Source organism: Pannonibacter sp. SL95 (assembly GCF_026672425.1).
Taxonomy (GTDB): Bacteria; Pseudomonadota; Alphaproteobacteria; order Rhizobiales; family Stappiaceae; genus Pannonibacter.
The window spans coordinates 515,556-537,932 of record NZ_JAPPRC010000003.1; the positions used below are offsets into that span (position 1 = coordinate 515,556).

Annotated in this window: 25 protein-coding genes; 19 read left to right on the forward strand and 6 right to left on the reverse strand. The window is 63.2% G+C overall.

All coding sequences use genetic code 11. From position 1 onward, the window contains the following. Positions 1–5: 5 nt before the first annotated feature. A complete protein-coding gene (locus tag OVA12_RS02940) occupies positions 6–902 on the reverse strand; it encodes a siderophore ABC transporter substrate-binding protein (protein ID WP_268134336.1) in 897 nt (298 codons plus the stop codon). A gap of 175 nt (positions 903–1,077) precedes the next feature. Continuing rightward, positions 1,078–2,076, reverse strand: a complete 999-nt coding sequence (locus tag OVA12_RS02945) for a helix-turn-helix domain-containing protein (protein WP_268134338.1) — start codon at positions 2,074–2,076, stop codon at positions 1,078–1,080. Between the two features lie 199 nt (positions 2,077–2,275). On the opposite strand from OVA12_RS02945, the gene OVA12_RS02950 reads away from it, so the two are divergent. The 9 genes from OVA12_RS02950 to OVA12_RS02990 all read left to right on the forward strand — a co-directional run bounded on the left by OVA12_RS02950 (position 2,276) and on the right by OVA12_RS02990 (position 10,287). Further along, a complete protein-coding gene (locus tag OVA12_RS02950) occupies positions 2,276–4,261 on the forward strand; it encodes a TonB-dependent receptor domain-containing protein (RefSeq protein ID WP_268134340.1) in 1,986 nt (661 codons plus the stop codon). A gap of 280 nt (positions 4,262–4,541) precedes the next feature. Beyond that, the gene (locus tag OVA12_RS02955) at positions 4,542–4,841 is read left to right on the forward strand and encodes a DUF2218 domain-containing protein (protein ID WP_268134342.1); all 300 of its coding nucleotides are present in this window, start codon (positions 4,542–4,544) and stop codon (positions 4,839–4,841) included. A 115-nt stretch (positions 4,842–4,956) separates the two neighbouring features. Further along, a complete protein-coding gene (locus OVA12_RS02960; RefSeq protein ID WP_268134344.1) occupies positions 4,957–5,679 on the forward strand; it encodes a MotA/TolQ/ExbB proton channel family protein in 723 nt (240 codons plus the stop codon). Continuing rightward, positions 5,669–6,052 (forward strand): ExbD/TolR family protein, encoded by a 384-nt coding sequence (locus OVA12_RS02965; protein WP_268134346.1) that lies wholly within the window; start codon positions 5,669–5,671, stop codon positions 6,050–6,052. Before OVA12_RS02960 ends, OVA12_RS02965 begins: the two co-directional genes overlap by 11 nt. A 10-nt stretch (positions 6,053–6,062) precedes the next feature. Then, positions 6,063–6,458 carry an ExbD/TolR family protein gene (locus OVA12_RS02970; RefSeq protein ID WP_268134348.1) on the forward strand — a complete coding sequence of 132 codons (396 nt, stop codon included), beginning with the start codon at positions 6,063–6,065 and terminating at the stop codon, positions 6,456–6,458. Then, a complete protein-coding gene (locus OVA12_RS02975; RefSeq protein WP_268134351.1) occupies positions 6,455–7,393 on the forward strand; it encodes an energy transducer TonB family protein in 939 nt (312 codons plus the stop codon). The genes OVA12_RS02970 and OVA12_RS02975 overlap by 4 nt, the downstream gene beginning before the upstream one ends. A gap of 335 nt (positions 7,394–7,728) precedes the next feature. After that, positions 7,729–8,817, forward strand: coding sequence for a methionine ABC transporter ATP-binding protein (locus OVA12_RS02980; protein ID WP_326493883.1), 1,089 nt, complete (start codon positions 7,729–7,731; stop codon positions 8,815–8,817). Then, positions 8,807–9,472, forward strand: coding sequence for a methionine ABC transporter permease (locus OVA12_RS02985; protein WP_268134353.1), 666 nt, complete (start codon positions 8,807–8,809; stop codon positions 9,470–9,472). The genes OVA12_RS02980 and OVA12_RS02985 overlap by 11 nt, the downstream gene beginning before the upstream one ends. Before the next feature lie 32 nt (positions 9,473–9,504). Further along, positions 9,505–10,287 (forward strand): MetQ/NlpA family ABC transporter substrate-binding protein, encoded by a 783-nt coding sequence (locus tag OVA12_RS02990; protein WP_268134355.1) that lies wholly within the window; start codon positions 9,505–9,507, stop codon positions 10,285–10,287. 66 nt (positions 10,288–10,353) lie between these two features. Here OVA12_RS02990 and OVA12_RS02995 read toward each other — a convergent pair whose 3' ends face one another. Both OVA12_RS02995 and OVA12_RS03000 read right to left on the reverse strand, forming a co-directional pair. Beyond that, positions 10,354–11,151: a cyclase family protein gene (locus OVA12_RS02995; protein WP_268134357.1), complete on the reverse strand. Its 798-nt coding sequence runs from the start codon at positions 11,149–11,151 to the stop codon at positions 10,354–10,356. 271 nt (positions 11,152–11,422) lie between these two features. Further along, a complete protein-coding gene (locus tag OVA12_RS03000) occupies positions 11,423–11,896 on the reverse strand; it encodes a helix-turn-helix domain-containing protein (RefSeq protein WP_268134359.1) in 474 nt (157 codons plus the stop codon). A gap of 72 nt (positions 11,897–11,968) precedes the next feature. On the opposite strand from OVA12_RS03000, the gene OVA12_RS03005 reads away from it, so the two are divergent. The 5 genes from OVA12_RS03005 to OVA12_RS03025 all read left to right on the forward strand — a co-directional run bounded on the left by OVA12_RS03005 (position 11,969) and on the right by OVA12_RS03025 (position 18,129). Next, entirely contained in the window at positions 11,969–13,204 is a 1,236-nt protein-coding gene (locus OVA12_RS03005) for an MFS transporter (RefSeq protein WP_268134361.1), read from the forward strand. Positions 13,205–13,378: 174 nt separating this feature from the next. Further along, positions 13,379–14,521: a CobW family GTP-binding protein gene (locus OVA12_RS03010; RefSeq protein ID WP_268134363.1), complete on the forward strand. Its 1,143-nt coding sequence runs from the start codon at positions 13,379–13,381 to the stop codon at positions 14,519–14,521. Further along, positions 14,518–14,817, forward strand: coding sequence for a nitrate reductase (locus OVA12_RS03015; protein WP_268134365.1), 300 nt, complete (start codon positions 14,518–14,520; stop codon positions 14,815–14,817). Before OVA12_RS03010 ends, OVA12_RS03015 begins: the two co-directional genes overlap by 4 nt. Positions 14,818–14,926: 109 nt before the next feature. Next, the gene (locus OVA12_RS03020) at positions 14,927–17,434 is read left to right on the forward strand and encodes a sensor histidine kinase (RefSeq protein ID WP_268134367.1); all 2,508 of its coding nucleotides are present in this window, start codon (positions 14,927–14,929) and stop codon (positions 17,432–17,434) included. Next, positions 17,431–18,129: a response regulator transcription factor gene (locus tag OVA12_RS03025; protein ID WP_268134369.1), complete on the forward strand. Its 699-nt coding sequence runs from the start codon at positions 17,431–17,433 to the stop codon at positions 18,127–18,129. The genes OVA12_RS03020 and OVA12_RS03025 overlap by 4 nt, the downstream gene beginning before the upstream one ends. Here the strand turns inward: OVA12_RS03025 and OVA12_RS03030 are convergent. Continuing rightward, a complete protein-coding gene (locus OVA12_RS03030) occupies positions 18,126–19,091 on the reverse strand; it encodes a GNAT family N-acetyltransferase (protein WP_268134371.1) in 966 nt (321 codons plus the stop codon). The two genes, OVA12_RS03025 and OVA12_RS03030, sit on opposite strands and share 4 nt — an antisense overlap. A gap of 3 nt (positions 19,092–19,094) precedes the next feature. After that, on the reverse strand, positions 19,095–20,066 hold the full coding sequence (locus tag OVA12_RS03035) for a GNAT family N-acetyltransferase (protein ID WP_268134373.1): 972 nt from the start codon (positions 20,064–20,066) through the stop codon (positions 19,095–19,097). A 327-nt stretch (positions 20,067–20,393) separates the two neighbouring features. Between OVA12_RS03035 and OVA12_RS03040 the strand changes: the two genes are divergently transcribed. The 5 genes from OVA12_RS03040 (at position 20,394) to OVA12_RS03060 (ending at position 22,360) form a co-directional block, all read left to right on the forward strand. Then, on the forward strand, positions 20,394–20,741 hold the full coding sequence (locus OVA12_RS03040; RefSeq protein ID WP_108724192.1) for an NHLP leader peptide family RiPP precursor: 348 nt from the start codon (positions 20,394–20,396) through the stop codon (positions 20,739–20,741). A 52-nt stretch (positions 20,742–20,793) separates the two neighbouring features. After that, a complete protein-coding gene (locus tag OVA12_RS03045) occupies positions 20,794–21,138 on the forward strand; it encodes an NHLP leader peptide family RiPP precursor (protein ID WP_268134376.1) in 345 nt (114 codons plus the stop codon). A gap of 121 nt (positions 21,139–21,259) precedes the next feature. Continuing rightward, positions 21,260–21,592 carry an NHLP leader peptide family RiPP precursor gene (locus OVA12_RS03050; protein ID WP_268134378.1) on the forward strand — a complete coding sequence of 111 codons (333 nt, stop codon included), beginning with the start codon at positions 21,260–21,262 and terminating at the stop codon, positions 21,590–21,592. Between the two features lie 59 nt (positions 21,593–21,651). After that, the gene (locus OVA12_RS03055; RefSeq protein ID WP_268134380.1) at positions 21,652–21,987 is read left to right on the forward strand and encodes an NHLP leader peptide family natural product precursor; all 336 of its coding nucleotides are present in this window, start codon (positions 21,652–21,654) and stop codon (positions 21,985–21,987) included. A 43-nt stretch (positions 21,988–22,030) separates the two neighbouring features. Next, positions 22,031–22,360: an NHLP leader peptide family natural product precursor gene (locus OVA12_RS03060; protein ID WP_268134382.1), complete on the forward strand. Its 330-nt coding sequence runs from the start codon at positions 22,031–22,033 to the stop codon at positions 22,358–22,360. Positions 22,361–22,377: the final 17 nt, after the last annotated feature.

Sequence of the window (22,377 nt, forward strand, 5' to 3'; positions counted from 1 at the left end):
CGGGCTTACTTCGCCAGTGCAGCCTTCAGCTCGGCGAGCGTGCCCATCAGCGAGGTGTAGCCACCGCCAGCGATGTAGATCGGCGCGGGCGACAGGTAGACGATCTGTTCGGCCTTGGCGGCCTTGGTGCCCTTGACCAGCGGGTTGTCAAGGGTGGCGGCCGCCGAGCCGGCTTCGCCGATGGCGGCGCCGCGGTCGATGACGAAGATCCAGTCCGGGTTGGTCTCGGCGATGAACTCGAAGGAGATCGCGTCGCCGTGGGTGTCGGTCTTCAGGCCTTCGCGGGCCTGCGGCAGGCCGAGGGCGGAGTGGATCCAGCCGAAGCGCGAGCCGGCGCCATAGGCGGAGAGCTTGGTGCCGTTGGTGAGCAGCACCAGCGCGGTGCCCTTGCCCTCGGCGGCCTTGGCGACGGCGGCCAGTTCCGCGTCGAGCGCCGCGGTCAGCTCGGCGGCCCTGGCTTCTTTGCCGAAGGCCTTGCCATAGGCGGTGAGGCGGGCCTTGGCTTCCGCGACCACGTCGCTGCCGATGGTCATGTCGATGACCGGGGCGATAGGCGCCAGCGCTTCGCCCTGGGTGGAGGAGCGACCGCCGATGACGATGAGGTCCGGAGAGAGGCCAGCGACGGCTTCCAGGTTGGGCTCGAACAGGGTGCCGACCTTGGGGGCCTTGGCGGCGTCCTCGCCGAGATAGGGGACGTAGAGCTTGTCCGGCACGCCGGCGGGAACGATGCCAAGCGCGAGCAGGGTATCAATCGCGGCGATGTCGAAGACGGCGACCTTCTCCGGGGTGCTGGCCAGCGTGACCGGGCCCTTCGCGGTCTCGATCTCGACGGCGGAGGCGAGGGCAGGAGCGGCAAGGGCGATGGCGGACGCCACCGCAGCAAGGCGGGCAAGGCGAAGCATGGGCAGACCTCGTGAGAATGAAACGGGAAATGGCGCGTGGCTGGCAGGGCTGGCTGGCGCGATGCCCGAGGTCTAGCGCCGGAGGGGGGCGAGGTCCAGAGAAAAGTTGAACGTTTTTGTCATGTATCTTTACGTTGCGTCGCCTTTGCCGCGTCGTGTCCGCAAAGTTTGGGCGTCAGCGATCCTGTACGGCACTGGGGGGTAGGCCGAAAGCGCGGCGGAAGGCGGTGGCGAAGTTGGCCGGGCTGTTGTAGCCGACCATGTAGGCGGCCTCCGCAACGCTGATGCCGTCCCGTTCCAGTGCCATCCGGGCGCGGTCAAGCTTGTGGGCGCGGATATGGTGGGCGAGCGAACAGCCATGCGCCTGCCGGATCAAGCGCTGCAGGCTCGTGGCACTCAGCCCGAGCGCGCGGGCCATGTCAGACGTGTTGATCGGTTCGGCGAGGTGGGTCTGCAGGTAGCTGTCGATGGCCTGAAGGCGCTGGCGCTCCCCGGCCTTGAGCGGCGGACGGGTTGCGGCTGTGGCCGGCTGGTCCGTCATCACCTGCAGCAAGGCCTCCTCGATCAGGCCCAGCACGCGGCCTTTCAGATAGAGCTGGAACAGGAACGGCGGAAGGGTGGGCGGGGCAATGATCTGCTCGGCAAGCGAGAGGGCATGGGCTCCCGGTGTCCAGACCCGGCGTGCGAGGTGCTCGCGCATGAAGTGCCGGACCGGGTCAGCGTCGCTTGCAGCAAATCCGGAATGCTGTTCCAGCCATCCTGCGGAAATTCCGATGGAAACCTTGCGAAGCCGGCAGCCGCGACGGGCCTGACGCAGGAATTTTTCCGGCTGCGTCATGGCATAGATGGTGGCGACCGGTGCGCCGGGGCAACCGTCCGAATCCCGGCCTGGCACGGGAATGCGCATCGGACCGATCCAGGCCTCGACCTCGCCTTCGAGAAACACAGAAATGGTGAGTCCGGGCGGGGCTTCGGCTTCCGTGTGCAGGTCGTGCAAGTCGACGGCATTGGAGTAATGCACCGACAAGCCCTCCTCGATGTCGAGAAAGCCGATCCGGCCACGCAGGATCTGGTCGCTCCGTTGCAGGGCGGGGGCAACCCAGGTCGTGTTGCGGCCCCCACCAGCCCGGTTGAGATCTGCCTTGGTCAGATAAGTCCCGGCGGATGAATGCATATTGGTTGCCTGCGGTGAGGATCGGAACCGTCGATCCGAATGCAAAGGATTTTGGATGGATCGCAAAGGCCGCGGCAATTGCCGCCATCGCCTGCGCTCCTGTATTCAATACCTGAATTCATTGGTCAAGTTTTGCGAATGCCGTGTCTGGACCCGGGACTTCCGGTGCGATGCGGCCGCAACATGGAGAAACCCAACGATGCACTGCGACAGCCGTCTGCTGACCCGACTGGCGGGATCGGCCAGCCTTCTTGTTTTTCTGGCGCAAGGTGCGCTGGCCCAGACGCCGGTGACACTGGACAAGGTCGTTGTGACCACGGCCGGCGCGAAGACGAAAGGTGAAGCGGACCAGAAAGCTGCGGCCGACGTGGAGATCAGCCGCGAGGAGATCCAGGCCACTCAGCCGCAGGACCTGAAGCAGCTGTTCTCGCAGACGCCGTCAGTCAATGTGGCGGGCGGCTCGGCCGCCTCGCAGAAGTTCTACGTGCATGGCATCGATGAATCCAAGCTGAACATCAAGGTCGACGGTGCACGGCAGAAGAACAACGTCTGGCACCACAATGGCAACACGGGCATTGATCCGATCTTCCTGAAGTCGGTCTATCTGAACGAGGGCGTTGCACCTGCTGACTTCGGTCCGGGGTCGCTCGGCGGTTCGGTCCTGTTCCAGACCGTGAGCGCGCGGGATCTGCTGGAAGACGGCAAGACCCATGGCGGGTTTGTCAGCCTTGGCTATGACACCAATTCGAAAACCTTCAAGACGACGTCGTCCGGCTATGCCGCCATCAATGGCTTCGAGATGCTGGGTGGTCTGACCCGGCAGGAAGGTCAGGACTACACGACGGGAGCGGGCAAGCGCGAGACCGGCACGGCGGCCGACATGTGGAACGGCCTTGGCAAGCTGGCCTATCAGAGTGCGGAGGGCCACCGGATCGAGGGGTCGGCAGAGTATTTCCGCGATGACGGCTTCCGCCGGTTGCGGACCAACATGGGGGCGGTCACGCCGCAGATGAACCAGAACCTCTATGAGCGGTTCACGGCGACGGCCAAGTACACCAAGGAGAATGCCGAGGGGCTGTTCGATCCGGAAGTGCTGTTCTACTACAATCAGAACAGCCTCAAGCGTCCGAACAAGTCCGGTTACACGCGCCCGTCCGGAGCCTTCAACTCCGACGTCCAGTCCATCGGCGGTCACGCCCAGAACCGCTTCAACTTCGATTTCGGCAGCATCACCGCCGGTGTCGATTTCTACCGCGATCATATCCACATGGAGCGGTTCCACTTCCGCAACAACGTGTCGGAGACGATCTGGAACGTCGGTGCCTATACACAGGCGCGCGTCAGCCCGATTGAGAAGCTCGACATTTCTGCGGGTCTGCGGGCCGATTTCCAGTCCTACCGGGCGGTTGACGGACAAACCTTCGACAATGCCGGGGTGTCGCCAAATCTTGACGTCACCTACGAGCTGCTGCAGGGCCTGAAGCTTCATGGCGGTTACGGTTACGTCTTCTCGGGTCTGGAACAGGCGGAAACCGCCTTCTTCCATGCAGCCAATTACACCTATGCAAAGAATCTCAACCCGACCTACGCGCACAATGCCAAGGTTGGTCTTGATTACACCATCGGCGGGCTGAACCTCGGCGCGAAGCTGTTCTACATCAAGGTCGTCGATCCGGTGGACTACAACTTCACCACGCTGACCCGGATCAACGGTCAGGACCTGGTCTCGAAAGGCTTCGACCTGACGGCCCGCTATTCGGTGGCGAATGCATCGGTGTTTGCAGCCTTTACCCATGCGGAGATCGAGTATGGCAACCGCATCGCCCTGTCGGGGGACTACAACAACGGCGTTCCGGTTGGTGACACGCTGAGTGTCGGAGGCAGCTATCTCTTCACCGACTACAACATCGAAGTTGGCGCAAACGCGGATATCGCCTTCCAGTATAGCAACGATGATCTTGCCAAGAACGGATACAACAATCCCATCAAGGGGTATCAGGTCGTTGACGTGTTTGCCCAGTGGAAGACGCAGCTGGCCAAGACCGATCTGACGCTGCGGGCTGAAGTGAACAACCTGTTCGACGAGGAGTACTACAGCCGTGGCAGCTACAACGCCACGAGCCGTATTCCGCCGGTCTATTCACCGGGTCGCAGCTTCTATCTGAGTGCTTCGGCGAAGTTTTGATCGCTGTGCGCACGTTGCCCGAAACGAGTCATCCCCGCCCCCGTGCGGGGATCCACCCCCTGCGCCTGTCCTTTCGGGGACGAGTGGCGCCCTGACAGGCCGGATAGATCCCCGCACAAGGCGGGGATGACCGTTGGAGAGGGCTGATCGGAATGTGCCTTGGGTCGCCGGTGCTGCCAGGACGCTCGTCAGCTGGAGCCCGGATGACGACCGAGGATTTGTCAACGGTCTGAGGGACCGCATGTGGCCCGTTCGGGGCGCGCATATGAAGGAGAGGGACATGTTCAGATCCAGCGCCGAGGCGGTGACGCCGGCGGCTTCGAAATATCTGCAGCAGCTGTGCAAGCATTTCGCCCACAAGGTGACCTGTGAATGGACGCCGGAGACCGGCCGGGTCGATTTTCCCTTCGGTGATTGCCGGATGACCGCCGAGGGCGACCGTCTGACGATTGCTTGCGAAAGCGCCGAGGACGAGGGGTTGAAGCGGATGCAGGCCGTCATCGATGTGCATCTGGAAAAATTCGCCTGGCGGGAGGAGCTCAAGCTGACCTGGCAGACAGCCGCGCAGCAACTCGCCTGAGGAAACAGGGCACTTGCATGTTGCAGTGCGACGAATAAGCTGGCATTTGCACTCAAGTTTATCTGGTGGGTTTGCCACAACCAGCGCAAGCCGCGTCTTTTCCGGGATCTGATCCATGTTCGCCGAGTTGCCCGTCCCGTTGCCCGAGTTCCTTTATCCCGTCGTTGACCTGATCAATCAGGGCGGCAGCGTGGTGGGGATCCAGGTGGTCATGTCCATCGTTGCGCTGGCACTGATCTTTGCAAAGATGCTGCAGTTTGCGATGGCTGGAGCCAGCCAGTTCGCGCCGGCGCGCAGGGCACTGGCCTCCTATCTGAACGGCGATCCGGCGGCGGCACTGGCGGCTGTTGCCGGCCGCAAGGGCATTCTCAGCCAGGTCATGGCCCTGCTGCTGAAGGCCCAGACGCGGCCGGGCGGGGCGCGGCCGGACCTGCTGCGCGAGGACATCGAGCGCATCTGTCTGGGCAAGATCGCGACGCTGCGGTCCTGGCTGAGGCCGCTGGACTTGATCGCCCAGACGGCTCCCTTGCTGGGGCTGTTCGGGACGGTGCTGGGCATGATCGAGGCGTTTCAGGCCATGCAGGGGGCAGGGGCTGCCGTGGATCCGTCGGTGCTTGCCGGCGGCATCTGGGTGGCGCTGCTGACGACGGCCGTGGGTCTGGCCATTTCCATTCCCGTTTCTGCGGTGGTGAGCTGGTTCGATGGCCGGATCGAGCGGACGCAGCAGGAGATGGAAGCGGTTGTGACCGCGTTCTTCACCGGCGCGGCGGCTGAACGACCCGCCGTGTTGCCGGCCCATCTGGATGTCATCCAGGGTGGATCCCGCCATGCGGTTTGAGCCGAGGGTCAAGCGCAATCCGATCAGCCTGACGTCGCTGATCGACGTGATCTTTCTGCTGCTTCTGTACTTCATGCTGGCCTCGTCCTTCTCCCGCTATCACCAGCTGCCGGTGTCGAGTGCGGCGGCGGGCGCGGGGGCGGGGGCGCGGCCGGCGCTGCTGCGCCTGCATGGCGAGGGCAAGATGGACCTGAATGGCCAGCCGCTGGACAGCGCTGCGCTGGAGGCGGCGCTTGCGCCGTTCGCCAATGATCCGCTGAAGATCGTTGCCGTGTGGACCGGGCCGGGGGCTGCGGTGCAGGATTCGGTCGCGGTTCTGGCCGCCGCGCGCAAGGCGGGCGTCAAGGCCGTGCTGGTCAGTGGCCTGAACTGAGGAGCGGGCGATGAAGTTCCGGACACCGCCGCGCCGTCAGATGACGGACAACACCATTCCGCTGATCAACATCGTGTTCCTGATGCTGATCTTCTTCCTGTTTGCAGGATCGGTCGCGCGTGACGACGCCCGGCGGATCACGCCGCCGGAGATGATCCAGGACGACGAGAACATCCGCTCGACGGGCGCGCTGATCATCGCCAGCGAGCAGGAGCTGTATCTGGAAGACAAGCCGGTGACGCTGGAGGCGGCGATTGCGGCGCATCTGGCCAAGGGTGGCGGGCTGATGCGCGTTGCCGCCGAGGCAAAACTGCCCTCCGATCAGCTGGAGGCGGTGCTGTCCGCGCTGACGGCGGCCGGGATCAAGGACATCGTGCTGATCACGCGCAAGGGGCAGGCGCAATGAAGGCCTGGCATTACATGGGAGCTGGGCTGATCTTGTCGCTGGCGGTCCATGCGACGGCGTCGGCCTATATGGTGCCGGACGAGGAGGCGCCCGAGATTGCAGCCTCCGCCGGTGGTGCCGTGGCCGTGGTCGGATCGCTGCAGGATCTGATCGAAGGTGCGGACGAGACCGTGATCGAGCCGGTCGAGACGCAGATGGAGACGGTGCAGCCGGTTGCTGCCCTGCAGCCGGTCGAGACTGTGACGGCGGCCGTGGTGTCGCCGGTGGCCGAGCTCGCGTCTGTCGCTCCGGTTGATCCGTTGCAGCCGATCGTGCCTTTGCTGGCGCCGCAGCAGACGCCGGTGGAGCCGCCGCCGGTGGAGGCGGTTGTGCAACCGGTGCTAGAAGCCCAGCCCCAGGAACCGGAAAAGCCGGTCGAGCCGGAACCGGCTCCGGTGATCACGGCGATGCCGGAGGTCAAGCCGGTAAAGCCCGAACCCCAGAAACCTGAGCCCCAGAAACCTGAGCCGAAAAAGCAGCCGGCCAAGAAGGTCGCCAAGGTCGAGAAGAAGGCCGGGGCCGAGATCAACAGCCAGCGCGGCGGCGAGGTCGTGACCAGCACGACGGTGCAGTCGAACGCCAACGGCACGGCGGACGGGTCCGGCGACGAGCAGGGCGAGGGCGCGCGTACCAACTACAAGGGCAAGGTCATTGCCAAGCTGCGCCGGGCCAAGCAGGCGCCACGCGATGGAGGGGCTGGAACGGCCACGGTGGAATTCACCGTCCAGCGCGATGGCACAGTGTCGGGGATCCGGCTTGTGCGCTCTGCCGGCAACGCTGCGCTGGACGAGGCTGCGGTGGCGATGGTGCGCCGGGCGTCGCCGATGCCGGCGTTTCCAGACGACATCCGCCAGGCGAGCCTGTCGTTCCGGGTGCCGGTGGAGTTCAAGAACTGACGATCCGGAGCAGGGCAGGAACGTCATTTCCGCGTGAGCGCGGACCGTGGTGGAAATTTCTTTCCGATCCTGCGTCAACAACGGAACTGGATGCCTCGTTCCATGCGGGTTGGCATGCGAAACATCCGGCAACAGAATGAACCGCTCCCGGGAAGAGTGGTTCGGTAAACAGGATGGAGCTCGGCGCCAAGTGCCGGTTCCTGCCAGACAATTCTTGGCGTTGGGAGGCGCCGGGCAGAGGTGAAACGCCATGCGCATGCTCATGTGTTGCTGCTGATCCAGTCCGAACGGACGCGCGTTTCCTGAATTCCTGACCCGCAGAGCAAGTTCCTCCCATGTATCTTTCGCAGACCGGCGGTCCGTCCGCCGCCCTTGCCGTTCCTCCTCTCGTTCTCTTTGAGGGGGTGACCAAACGCTTTCCTGCGGCCGGCGGCGCGGGGGAGGTTGCCGCACTGGACGGGATCACATTGCGCGTGCCCAAAGGCCAGGTGACCGCGATCATCGGCCGGTCGGGGGCGGGCAAGTCGACGCTGATCCGTCTGGCCAATGGCCTTGAAAAACCCACCAGCGGCCGCGTTGTTGTCGATGGCATCGATGTGGCCGGATTGAGTGAAAGCGAGCTGCGCGGCATCCGCCGCGAGGTCGGCATGGTGTTCCAACATTTCAATCTGCTGGCCTCGCGCACGGTGTTTGACAACATTGCCCTGCCGCTGGAAATCGCGGGCGCGGACAAGACCTGGATCGGGCTCAAGGTCAGCGAATTGCTGGATCTCGTCGGGCTGGCTGACAAGCGCAACCGCTATCCGGCGGAACTCTCCGGCGGGCAGAAGCAGCGCGTCGGCATTGCAAGGGCGCTGGCGACCGGTCCGAAGCTGCTGCTTTCGGACGAGGCGACCTCGGCGCTTGACCCGGAGACGACGCGCTCGGTGCTGACGCTCCTGAAGCAGATCAACCGGGACCTTGGCCTGACCATCCTCCTCATCACCCACGAGATGGACGTGGTGAAGCAGATTGCCGACGATGTGGCGGTGATCGACGGCGGGCGCATCGTCGAACACGGCAGTGCCTTCGATATTCTGGCGACGCCAAGGCACGCCACGACGCGCGCCTTGCTGGCCGGGCAGCCGGGGCACCGGCTGCCGGATGCCTTTGCGCAGCGGCTGTGGGCCGGGCCGGTCGAGGGTGGGCGTGCCGTGCTGCGCGTCGTCTGTGCAGCAGGCAGCGGAAGCGGATTGCTGACGGATCTCATTGCTCCGCTCGGCGGCGCGGCGGAGATCATCGCGGGAACCATCGAAACTGTCGGGTCGCGCAGCTTTGCTGCCTTCGTGGTGACGTTGCCGCCCTATCAGGCAGAGCAGATTGCCGCATCCACGCCGCTGCCGGCGGGTCTTCTGAGCGCGGAGGTGCTGGGTTATGTCGCCTGAAGTTTTCTGGTTGATCCTCAAGGCCACGGGCCAGACCCTGCACATGGTGGGTGTCGCGGCCCTGGTCGGCTCGCTTATCGGCGTGCCGCTGGGCGTGTTTCTCGCGACATCCGGCCGGGGTGAGCTGTTTGCTGCGCCTGTCAGCAACCGTCTCCTCGGGCTGGTGGTCAATGCAACGCGGTCCACGCCTTTCATCATCCTGGTGGTTGCGATCATTCCGTTCACGCGGCTGATTGCCGGGACGTCGATCGGCACCTCGGCGGCGATCGTGCCGTTGACGGTGGCGACGGTGCCCTTCGTGGCGCGGCTCGTCGAGGCCGCCGTGCGCGAGGTGGACCCCGGTCTCGTCGAGGCCGCGCGGGCGATGGGCGCGACGCCGCTGCAGATCGTGCGCAAGGTGCTGATTGCCGAAGCCCTGCCGGGCCTGACCCTCGCGTTGACGCTGACCCTCGTCAGCCTGATCGGCTACTCGGCCATGGTGGGCGCGGTGGGCGGTGGTGGCCTCGGCGACCTCGGAATTCGCTACGGATACCAGAGATTCATGCCCGATGTGATGCTGGCGGTCGTCGCCGTGCTCATCGTGCTTGTCCAGCTTGTCCAGTCGGCCGGCGACCGTCTCGCCCGCCACTTCGACAAACGCGGCCGGCGCAGCTGACCGCATTTTCCAGACGAACAGGAGTTGTTCACATGCTGAAGTCCCTTCGCACCCTGCTGACGGCCGGCCTCGTGCTGGCTGCCGTTCCGGCCCTGGCCGAAACCGTCAAGATCGGCGTCACGCCCGGCCCGCACGCCCAGATCATGGAAGTCGTGCGCGAGGTCGCCAAGGCCGATGGCCTCGACATCGAGATTCTCGAGTTCTCCGACTACGTGGTGCCGAACCAGGCGCTGCATGACGGTGAGCTGCAGGCGAACTCGTTCCAGCACAAGCCCTATCTCGACAACCAGGTGAAGGACCGCAAGTTCGACATCGTCGACGTGGCCTACACCGTGAACTTCCCGATGGGCATCTATTCCAAGAAGGTGAAGAGCTTTGCCGAGCTGAAGGACGGCGCCGTCATAGGCATCCCGAACGACCCGACCAACGGCGGCCGCGCGCTGCTGATCCTGCAGGATGCCGGCTTCATCAAGCTCAACCCGGAAAAGGGCCTCAAGGTCGGTCCGGCCGACGTGATCGAGAACAAAAAGAACTTCTCGTTCATCGAACTGGACGCGGCCCAGCTGCCGCGTGCGCTGGACGACACCGACGCTTCAGCCATCAACACCAACTACGCGCTGGAGACCGGTCTCAACCCGACCAACGACTCCATCCTTCGCGAAGGTGAGAAAGCGCCCTACATCAACCTGATCGCAGTGCGCAGCGCCGACAAGGATGCCGCATGGGTGGCCAAGCTGAAGAAGGCCTACCACTCTGACAAGGTGAAGGCCTTTGTCCTGGAGACCTTCAAGGGCGCGGTTGTCCCAGCCTGGTAATCCGACTGGCAATCTGACATGTGAAACGCCCGGCCTTCGTGCCGGGCGTTTTGATTTGTTGCCGGATCAGTTGGTCAGGGCGAAGACACGGCTAGGGCCGCCGGTTGCGCCAGCGACTTTTGGTGCGCCAACAACGAGCGTTGCGCCAGCTTCAGGAAGTCCGGCGAGTTTTGTTAGGTTTTCGAGTCCCCATCGGCCGGCTCCCAACCAAAGAAGGTGGACAGGAAAGTCGCGGGAGGGGCCGTATTCGAGCGACAATGTATCCGAACCGATGCCCGTCACCTGGCGCTGTTCCAGTAGAAAGCGTGCTGCCTCTAGTCCGAAACCCGGAAAGTGCATTGTTCCCTCCGCATCCACGTTTCTGTAACGCAGCGGATCGGCGATACGGGTTTCCCACCCGGATCGCATGACGACGCAGCAGCCGACCGGCAACGGACCGTTGCGAACTTCCCATTCAAGGATGTCCTTTGGCAGGACCTCGGCGTCGTTGTTATGGTCAGCGCGTTGGCTGATGTCGATCACCACCAGCGGCGTGACCAGATCCATCGCCGGTATAGCCTCAAGCGACAGGCCGTCGGCATAGTAATGCAGCGGAGCATCCAGATGAGTGCCCGTATGCTCCCACAGGTGCCAGATATTGAGTGCAAATCCGTCCTTGTCGACGGACCAGACAGGCTCAATATCGAGGCCCGAGCCACCCCAGTAAGTCGGGAAGTCAGGATCAATTGCGTGGGTGAGATCAATCACATGGGAAAATCCGTCGCCGAGCGATTGAGAGGCCCTTGCCGCCGTTGCCAATAATGGCGCCGTTGCCGCCATGGCCGTGACCCCGCGCATCAAGCCGCGCCGTGAGAGTTGGCGCATGACGCGTTCCTGACATCCTGCAACACACATGGAACAATCCTTTCGGCGCTCGCGGAAATGGCTCTCGCTCCCTGACTGCGTCCGAGAATGAAGCCAAGCTGCAAGCTGTTCGATCTGAAGGGCCTGCCTGACAACCGAGGGGCACATATATCCTGAATATTTTTTTCATGTTTTGCAATCTCAGATTGTTCCAATGCTTCTGGTCGCTTTGGTTTTGTTTTGCTTGCTTTTCTCCTGATTGCCCGGTTGCAGCATGCTCGCCAGGGGCATCTTACTTGCTGCGGTTCCGTGGCTTGCGCATGCCAGCCCTGGACGATGAGGCCGTTACGGAGATCGGGCCAGTGTCCTGTCGGCGCGATGCGATGGCGGCCGAAATCAACTGCTGGAACTGTTCACATTCAAGGTGGCGGGGGGCCGGGCAGTCCGCCACGTGATGGATGACGTCCCGCAGTTTCACAAGCTGGCGGATGTGCGCGTCCAACTCCTCGGCTTTTGCCTGCCATTGCGCCCGAGACAGGGCGGGCTGGCCATCGGGGCCGAACATGCCCTTGATCTCCTCAAGGCTGAAGCCTGCCGATCTGCCGAGGGCGATGAGTCCAAGCTGCAGCAAAACATCAGGGGCATAGATCCGGCGCAGGCCTCGCCGTCCGATCGAGGCAATCAAACCCAGTTCTTCGTAGAAACGCAGGGTTGAGGCCGGGATACCCGACCGGCGGGCCACATCTGCAATATCGAGGATTTCCATGGTTGACCTCAAGTTGACTTGAAGTTGTAGGCTAACGGTCTCGCCCAACCCAAGCAATGGAAGCTCCGCCCGATGTCCAGTTTCAGCCCGCCTGAAAGCCCTTCGATCCCGCGTGATCCGCGCGCAATTGCCCTGCTGATGACGGCTTCGCTGGCAGTGATGGCAGCTGCGGCGATCAGTCCGGCCTTGCCCGGACTTGCTATCCGCTTTGCCGATCACCCTGATGCAGCCATTCTGACGCGGATGCTGGTTCCTGCGCCTGCATTGTCCATCGTTCTGTTTGCATCCCTGGCAGGATGGATTTCCGACCGGTTTGGCCGCAGAGGCCCCATGTTGATCGGTCTTGCCTTGTTTTCCCTTGCCGGCAGTGCAGGGCTGTATCTCGCTGACCTCAATATGATCCTAGCCAGCCGGTTTGTCCTGGGTGTTGCCATGGCCTTGATCATGACCGCCGAAACAGCGCTTGTCGGGGACTATTTTGCCGGACCGCGGCGCAGCACGTTTACCGGATGGCAGATCGCGGCAACAAACTTTGGCGGCTTTCTGTTTATCGCGCTGGCAAGTTGGCTGGCCGGATTCGCGCCGAATCTAGCATTTGCCGTTTATTTGCTGCCCGCGCTTTACATCCCCTTTGTATGGTTTGCCATCGAGCCGGGCGGCAAAGTGCACCGGGCCGCTGTCACGTTCGCTGGCGAGGTTCCGCGTGAACGTTGGCTCTGGCAGGGACTTCTGGTGCTGATCGCCCTGATGACACTGCTGTCCGTAATGGGCTTCTTTGTCATGCCAACGCAACTTCCCTTCTTTGCCGCTGAACTTGGCTTTGATGTTCCCAGTACGACGGGACTTGCGCTTGGGGCGCTGACACTTGTGGGGGGGGCAGCGGCACTTACAAACGGCTGGCTGTCCCGCAGGATCGGGACCAGCGGCGTACTAGCGCTGGGCTTTGGACTGATGGCCGGAGGGTTCTGGCTGCTAACCCTGTCTGCGGCACTTGTGATCGTACTTGCCGGCGCTGCTGCGATTGGTGCAGGCTTCTCGACGTTGCGCCCTGCCTTCATTCTGCTGACACTGAATGTTGCGCCGGCGCAGCGGCGCGGGTTTGCCTCCGGTGTGCTGACAACCGGCATGTTCCTCGGACAGTTTCTCTCGCCGCTTGTGTTCAGTCCGCTGATTGCCGGCCTTGGCTACGCAGCAATATTTGCGGCGACCGCCGTCGTTCTCCTCGCTGCCATGGTGATGGCAGGTCTGGTTCAGGCGGTAACCCTTCTTCTCGGCACACCCTTGCGGACGCGTCCGCGGGCAGAATAAACCATCTGGAGACAGCGGGTATTTTTCGCTAGTGACAAACAGGAACGCCCGGCCTTCGTGCCGGGCGTTCCTGTTTTTGCCGTGATCTGGCAGCATGTAGGGGCCGAGTCCGGGCTTGCGCTGGCTCTATAGTGCAAATAGATATGTTATACAGTTACACAAATCGAGGTTTGCGTGCCCTCCCTTCCGACCGATCCGCTTGAGCCGATCCCTGTCCTGCTGCTGACCGGCTTCCTCGGCTCTGGCAAGACGACGCTGCTGTCCGATGCGCTGCGGTCGGTTCTGGGACCCGATACGGGTGTCGTGATCAATGAGTTCGGCACTGTCGCGGTCGATCATGATCTGGTGCAGGTCGGGCGCGGTGAGGTGATGCAGACGACGACGGGCTGCCTGTGTTGTCATGCGGGCTCGGATGTCGAGGAGAGCCTTACCAAAATCGTCGAGGCGATGGGACCGGACGGTGAGCGGCGCTTGAAACTGATGGTTGTCGAGACGACAGGGCTTGCTGATCCCGCACCGGTCGTCAACCAGATGCGGGCGTTTCCGCCTCCTGCGGAAGGGCGCGGGTTCCAGCTGGCCGGTGTGATCACGACAGTGGACGCAGTCACAGCCCTTGCGAGCCTCGACGGCTATCTGGAAGCCTCGAAACAGATTGCCTTTGCAGACGCGGTGGTGCTGACGAAAACGGATCTTCTGAGCGAAGCTGACCGTGAAAGCTTCGATGCGCTGATCGATGAAATCCGTGCTCTCAATCCGACGGTTGCCGTGCATGACCGTCACGCGGATGATTTCGATCTCCATGGGGTGTTCTCGCCGCGTGGCTATGACGTGGCCGCGCGGGGGCAAGACGTTCTCGGCTGGCTGGCTCTCGAAGACGCACTGGCACCGGACAAGTCCAAGCCTGGCCACGCGGCACACAACACAGGCGACAGCCGCCACGCAAACGGCGTGCAGAGTTTCGTGCTGACCAGCGACACGCCGCTGACCCGCGACGGCTTCTACCGCTTTCTCAGGACGTTGCAGCTTTCCGCCGGCCCCAAACTGCTCCGGATGAAAGGGCTGGTGTCCTTCACCGAGGAGCCGGGGCAGCCTTACTCGGTGCATCAGGTGCAGCATCTCCTGTCGATGCCGAAGGCACTGGGCGAATGGCCGTCCACGGACCGGCGCTCGCGCCTCGTCTTCATTGTCGAGGGCCTCGACCCCAAGCCGCTGCGCGAGCTGTTCGAGGCGACCGTGCATGACACGGGGTCGTTCTTTGACAGCATCATGCCGGAGCGTTTCGGCAAATGGCTGAAATCCGGAAAGGACCGGACATGACATTCAACAATCCGCTGGCGCCCAAGGCGCGGGCCATTCCGCAGAAACTGCGCGAGATCAAGGCCTGGGTGCGGGACCTGTTCGAACTGGATGACGACACCGCCGTCACGGTGAGCGAGCTGGCTTGCCGCGATGAAGGGTGCCCGGATATCGAGACCGTCATTGGCCTGCTCACAGCCGGTCACCCAAGCGAGGTGCATCGCCTGCACAAGCCGCTGGCTGATGTCGAGCGGGACGATGTTGCAGCGCTCGCTATGGTGTCCCGGCTCGCGAAGGCCGCTGATCCGCATGACTGAGGCCGCCAGCTGACGGCCAGCCAGATGGCGGCCAGCCTGATGGTGGACTGGCAAGCTCTGGCAAACGGGCGTATCAGAGTTCGGCAGTCAACTTTTCGAACAGGTCCCAATGCCAGACACGCGTGCTGCCCCGCCCCTGTCGCCGCACCTGAACCGCTGGACCGGCGAATTCACGGATCTGGCGCGTGAAGCGGGCTATGGCGCGGCCAATTTTCGCGCGACGCGGGCGACGGCGCGGATCGGGATGATCGCCTCGACGCTGGCCAGCGTGTCGTTCCTGCCGCTCGATCTGCAACTGATCGCACCGCCGGACCTCTACCTGTTCATTGGCATCCGGCTGTCACTGCTCGTGATCTGTGTCGGTGCCCTGGTTGTCATGCAGCACGCCACCACGGAACGGGGCGTGATCCTGGTTACCTATGCGCAGCAGGCCCTGTTCTATTTTCTCAATGCGGTCATCTTCGATCATCCGGCCTTGACCCGGCATGGGGGCATGCTGCTGCCGCTGATGGCACTGGCGCTGCCGGTGCTGTTGCCAGGCCGGCTGTGGCAGGCTGCCCTGATGAGCGCCTATGCGGCGTTGGTCAGTCTGCTGTTCTGGGGTGTGCTGCGGGAGGTTCCGGAGAGCCCGGCCGATCTGGGCGTCATCCTGCTGGTGACCGGCGTCGGCTTCTGTGTCGGCGTTGCGGCGCGCGCGCAGCTGAACCGGATGCGGCGTGAGGAATTCCTGCATATCGAGCGGGAACGGCAGACCAATCTGGAACTTCTGGCGGCGAAGGACGCAGCGGAGGCCGGCGCACGGGCCAAGTCCGACTTCCTTGCCGTCATGAGCCACGAAATCCGCACGCCAATGAACGGCATCCTCGGCATGGTGCGGCTGATCCTGGATGAGCCAGTTTCGGACCGCCAGCGGGAACGCCTGTCGGTGGTGCTGCGCTCGGCCGAAGCCTTGCGCGTGACGCTGGATGATGTGCTGGACCTGTCCAAGCTCGAACAGGGGACGGCGAACTATGACCGGACCGCGCTCGACATTGCGCATGTGATGGACGACGTCATCGACCTGATGCGGCCGCGCGCGGATGAGAAGGGTCTCGTGCTCGGCCTGCAGATCCTCGCCGGGGTGCCGTCCCATGTGCTGGGCGATCCGGCAAGGCTCCGGCAGATCCTGCTCAATCTGGTCGGCAACGCGGTGAAGTTTACCGAGACGGGGCATGTGCTGCTGCGGGTGAAGCCTGTGGAGAGCGGGTTGCGCTTCGAGGTGGAGGACAGCGGCATCGGCATCAGTTCGCGCGAACTGACGCGCCTGTTCCAGCCTTTCGTGCAAGCGGACCCCAGCATCCAGCGCCGGTTTGGTGGTTCGGGACTGGGGCTCGTTATCTGCAAGCGCCTGATCGAGGATATGGGCGGGCGCATTGGTGTTGACAGCAAGCCCGGGCAGGGAAGCCTGTTCCATTTTGAGCTGCCGCTGCCTGCTGTCGCAGCGCCAGCGGCAGTAATGCCTGTCCCGGCGGCAAAGCCAGTGCGGCGCTTGCGGATGCTTCTGGTCGAGGACAACGAGATCAACCAGCAGGTTGCCTCGGCGATTCTCGAGCGGGCCGGTCACGACTGCGTCGTTGCGGAGACTGGGCGGGCGGCACTGGCGCTGGTGCAGGAGGAGGCATTCGACGCCATTCTGATGGACCTGCAGATGCCGGAAATGGACGGCTTCGAGGCAACGCGCCGGATCCGGGCGTTGGGAGCCAAGGGGCGCATGCCGATCATCGCGCTCACCGCCAATGCGATGCCCGAGGACGTTGCAAGGGCGCGGGCGGCCGGCATGAACGGCCATCTGGCGAAGCCGATCCGCCCGCAGGAGCTTTCCGAAACGCTGGCGGCGATCGCTGCCGCCGGGACACCGTCAGCGAAGGGGGCATTTGCCGAAGGGCAGGATCAGTCGAGGACGGTGGCCGAGGGGGCCGATGTCCTGCTGGTCGGCCCGGCAGACGTTGCGTTGCAGCACCGGCTGTCGCGCATCGGATTGCGGGTGTTTCCGATGCCAGACGTGAAAGCAGCTGCAACTCTTTATGCCAGCCGGGCGTTTCCTGTCGTGCTGGTGCGTGGTGCAGACGGGCTTGCCATGGCTCGTCTGCTGACGACCCCTGAGGGCAACCGGCCCTTGATTGCGATCTGGCAGGACGGCGGGGATGCGCTGGACCTGCAGCCCGGTGAACTGGCGCTGCCAGCGGCTGCAGATGATGACGAGCTGCGCTGGCGCCTGTTCGGAGGAACGGGGCCAACCGGTACGGCCACTGATATCGGCAGCCTGTTTGATGATGTGAAGGTGAAGGCGCTGCAGGGGCTGTTTTTGCGCAACCTCTTGGAACAGCGGCAGGCGCTGAAACCGGAAACTCTTGATCTGCAGCACATTTTGCAGATTGCGCATCGTGTTAAGGGAAGCGCGGCTAACATGGGATATGCCGACCTGGCCGCGCGCGCTGAAGCGGTGCTTGCGGAGCAGACCGGCCGTCAGGGACCAGCTGTCCGGGCGCTGATCGAGATCCTGGACGAGACAATCGATATGCTTGGTGCGACGCTGATGCGCGGATCGTCACCGGATGGGGCAAGGCGGGCGGAATGAGTGCGACGGTTCTGATCGTGGAAGATGCGCCCGAAAGCCTGGCGATGATCGCCGGCTATCTGGCGGAGAACGGCTTTCGCACCCTGTGCGCTGCCTCCGGCGCGGAGCTGCGCAGCCGTCTGCAATCGGCCCAGCCCGACATCATCCTGCTCGACGTCAACCTGCCCGACGATGACGGCATCGCGCTGGCCCGGCAATTGCGGCTTGGCGAGAGGTTCGGCCTGATCTTTGTCACCGGACGGGATTCGGACGAGGATGTTCTGGCCGGACTTGAGGCCGGCGGGGACGACTATGTCACCAAGCCGATCAACCTGCGCACGCTTCTGGCCCGCATCCGCAGCGTGTTGCGCCGCTCGCGCGAGCCGGTCATCACCTTCGATGGCTGGATCCTGGATGTGGTGCGGCGCGAGTTGTTCCGCCCGACGGGGCAGCTGGTTGAGCTGACTTCGGGCGAGTTCAACATTCTCGTGGCGCTGGCCTCACGCCAGATGCAGCCGGTGTCGCGCGATTTCCTGCTGGACGTGATCTCGAACCGGGACCCGAGGGAAATCTCCGGCCATACGGTCGACAACCTGATCGCACGGCTGCGCAAGAAGATGCTGCATGAAGGCAAAGACGCGCCGATCGTCACGATCCGTGGCGTCGGTTATGCCTTGATGCCGGAGCAGTCCCGGGGCGAGCCTGCCGCCAGCTAGATCGGCTTGCGGCTGACGACGAGCCGGTCCGCCCACAGGGCATAGGGGCGGAAATGGCGGTCGAGCAGCGTGCAGACCTTGTGACCATTGCGTTCGGACGGCTGCAGGATGACGGTCGCGCCGCTGCCGGCATGCTGCTCGAGAGCGGCCAGAGCCGCTTCCATGGCCAAGAGCATGTGTCCCGGTCCTGTCGCGCACCAGCCGATCGGGATTGCCCAGCGGTGGAAGGCTGGCTGATGCTCGCACAGGAGCCAGCCGCAGAGGCGCCCCTCGCCATCCAGCAGCAGCTGGCTCATCACCGGATCGCAACGCTCCAGCCAGGGGGCAGGGGTCGCCCAGGCCGGCAGGCTGCCGGCGCGGGTAAAGAAGGTGGCCGCTGACGCGATCCGTCCAGGGGCGTCAGCTCCCGCCTCAGCAAGGGCGAAGCTGCGCAAGCCGCGCCGGCGGGCGGCAGCAATCAGCGGCTGGAAGGCACGCAGCGCGTCTTCCCGTTCGCCGATGTTGAAACTCATGCGCAGGCGAGATTGTTCGGGTTGCTGCCAGCCTTCGCTCGACAGCAGCGCGCGCAGGCTGTCCAGCTGCGGCAGCCGGTCGGACCAGCTTGTCGAGATATCCCGGCGGCCGAGCGGTTGCATCCGCTTGGAAAGGGCCTGCAGCAGGGCCCGGGCCAGACCCTGACGCCGGAACAGCGGCGTCACCATCAGGGACAGGACCTCCTGGGTCCAGGGCCGCTCCGGGTCCTGACGGGAGAGCAGCAACCCGGCCGGCACGTCGTCGATCCAGGCAACAAGATTGCAGGACGTGTCGGAAGAGGCGGCTGAAGTGGCGCTGCCTGCGAGATAGGGGCGCAGGTTGTGTGTCGTCAGCCAGGAAAGTGCGTCAAGGTCATCGGCTGTCGCAAGCCGGATGTCGAGACTGGAGAACAGCGTCGAAGCGCCTGAGGAGGCCGGAGTTGGACGCATCAATCAGATCTCGCATTGCTCGGGACTGGCAAACACGAACTCGCTTTCAAACAGGAAATCGGTGGCCACGGTGTGGTCCCCGAACTGCTTGTAAAGCATACGCTCCATTCCGCCGGGAATGCCAGCTGGCGGTTGGGCGATCAAAATGGCATCCGGTCCGGCCTTTGCCTCCAGCCGACGGCACAGCGAGGCAATGCCGCCGACGAGCCAGCCGAGCGGGACCTTTTCGGCAACAACCCAGCCTTGGGGGATGTACCAGCGGCCGAACTGTGGCTGCAGCACGCAGACCATCCAGCCAGCGACCGCACCGTTCCGATCACTGAGGACCACAGTCGCGTCCTGATCCGCCACCTGAAGCCAGCCACTGGTGTCGGACCATTCCGGCGCACGGCCTGCGGCAATCAGGGCCGTGTTCTGGGCCGTGAAGTCGGCAATGCCGTCTGCGCCGAGTTCGGCCAGCGACCGAACGACCAGGCCCCTGGCTTCGAGGCGGGCCAGGATCCGGTCGCGGTCGGGGAAAGCCTGCGGCCAGTCGCCAATGCGCCAGGACATGCGCCGGCGCGTTACCTGCGGCTGGCTCCAGCCGGCCGATGCAAGCAGGCGGGCAAATTCGCTGGCGCGCGGCAACTGGCTGGACCAGCGCGCGAAAACGCCCTTCCTCCCGATCTGGCGCAGCTGCTTCATCAGCTCGGACAGGAGCATCGTGGCAATGCCGCGACCGCGCCAGGCCTTGGCCACCATCACGGAGGTCAGTTCCTGCAGATCATCGCCGCCCTTGCAGGACAGCAGCAGGCCGACGGGTTCGTCGCCAGCGAACGCAGCCAGGCGGCAGATCCCGACCTCGGGCCTGTCATCCTCCAGCATCCAGTGCAAGGAGCCAGCCGTGAGGGCCGACAGACGCGACGCATCTGCGCTTGTAACCGTGCGGATCTGCGGCAGGGGCGTGTCGATGGTCTGTGCGATCAGGTCATTCATGGGGCTGGCGCCAGTGTCACTCTGTGCGTGTGCGAGGCCGACAGTGCCAAACCTCTTGTCCTGATTATTCCTATCGCAGGCGCGCAGGTTTGTTTTGGAACTTTTCAGGTCCATTCAGCGGTGCTGAGAAACTTCGATCTATACAGATCTCATCGAAGATCGATTGGTGTGATTGTTTCAAGTCATGCTGATGATTTGAATAAACGACTTTCGATGCTTCATAGATGGCAGATTTTCTGAAGTTAATTTCAGTCAATCTGTGTCTGTCCTGATGTGGCAGGTGATGCCTGATCCGCCTCGGGGTTTGACGCAAACCGGAGAGATCCCATGGCTGGTTCCACTGATCCGATGACCCTCGCCCGTCAGCATGTCGAGCGTGCTCTTGTGGCTCGCGCTTCGGAAGACGCCGAGTTCCGTGCCCTGCTCGTTCGCGAGCCGCGCGCAGCGCTCAAGCAGCTGCTTGGCGTTGACCCGATCCCGGGGTTCCGCATTCGCGTGATCGAGGAAGTTCCAGGCGAAGTGACGCTGGTGCTTCCGCGTGACATTGCCGCCGACGAGCTGCCGGACGAACTGCTCGACCTGGCCTCTGGCGGCACGACGTTCCAGGACCTTGGCTGCAAGGATCCGCGTGCCGGTTGGGCTAAGCCGATCACGAAGATCGTGCGCACGGATTGAGGCGTCTGGACCTATCCCGGTCGAGTGTTTTTTAGAAGGAAGGAGATTGCAAATGACTGAGTTTGTTGAAGGCATCAACAAGGCGCGCGCGCATATCGAGGCTTCGTTGATTGCGAAGGCTATGGAAGACAGCGCGTTTCGCTCGCTTCTGAAGTCCGATCCGCATGCTGCGCTGAAGCAGCTCTTGGGCAACGACCCCATCCCGTCGCTCAAGATCCGCGTGGTCGAGGAGACGGCTGGTGAAGTGACCCTGGTGCTGCCGCGGTCGATCGCCGAGGACGAGCTGCCGGACGAACTGCTGGATCTGGCCTCAGGTGGCATCAGCTTCAGCTCGTTCCTGCCAGTTGGCGGCTTCCATGGTGAGACCAGCTGGAAGAACCTCTGCCCGAAGAAGTAAGGCGTCATCCAGACCGGAGCCCGGGCTGAATGCCTGGGTTCCGGTTGGTTCTCAGCGGCTTTGATCCGCGCGTGACAGCGACTTACCGCAATATTTCCAAGCCGGATATTAGAGAAGAACGATGAACGATTTCAGCAAGAACATGGCGATTGCCCGCAACAACATTCAGCGGACCCTGATCGACAAGGCATCGGAAGATGCAGCCTTCCGCAAGCTGCTCAAGGAAAACCCGCATGCAGCGCTGCGCGAGTTGCTTGGCAACGATCCGATCCCGTCGCTGACGATCCGCGTCATCGAGGAACAGCCGGGTGAAGTGACGCTGGTGCTGCCGCGCAATGTTGCCGAAGACGAGCTGCCGGACGAGCTGCTGGATCTGGCTTCGGGCGGAACGCTGTTCATGGCGTTTCTCGAGTGGCCGATGAGCAACAAGGCAAAGGGTTGCCCGAAAACCTGATGCGAAAGGGCGGGGCTGATGGCTCCGCTCCGTTTTCCCTTTTGCTCAGGAGTTGCCAGATGACCGAGAACAATCAGGGTTGGGCGCTTGCCCGGGCCCACATGGAAGCAGCGCTTGTCGCGAAGACAAGCGAAGACCCCGCCCTCCGCGCATTGTTGAAGAGCGACCCGCACGCTGCCTTGCAACAGCTTCTGGGCGTGGACCCCATTCCCGCGATGAAGATTTCGGTCATCGAGGAAGGTGCCGGGGAGGTCGTTCTCGTTCTGCCGCGCCAGATCGCCCAGGATGAACTGCCGGACGAACTGCTCGACTACGCAGCTGGCGGCAACAACCGCGAGTGCTGGGAAAAATTCAGCAATGACTGGTTCTTCGGCCGCCTGACGAAGAAATACTGAGTGCACCACGGTCGCCCCGAGCGCCAACTGATGGAAAGATGCGATGTCTGATTTCGTGAACGGCCTGAGCCAGGCAAGAGCCCATATCGAAGCAGCCGTGGTCAAGCGGGCCACTGAGGATCCGCAGTTCCGTGCCCTTCTGCTCGCCAACCCGCATGCCGCGCTCAAGGATCTGCTCGGGAATGATCCGATCCCGTCCTTGACGATCCGAGTTGTCGAGGAGGCCGCGGGTGAAGCTGTGCTCGTGCTGCCGCGCCAGATTGCGGAAGATGAGCTCCCGGATGAACTGCTTGATTTTGCAGCCGGCGGCAATGCCAAGGACTGCTGGTGGAAGTTCAACCAGTGGGCCTACAAGCAGGACTGGATGCCGTAAGGCGACGGCCACTGAGT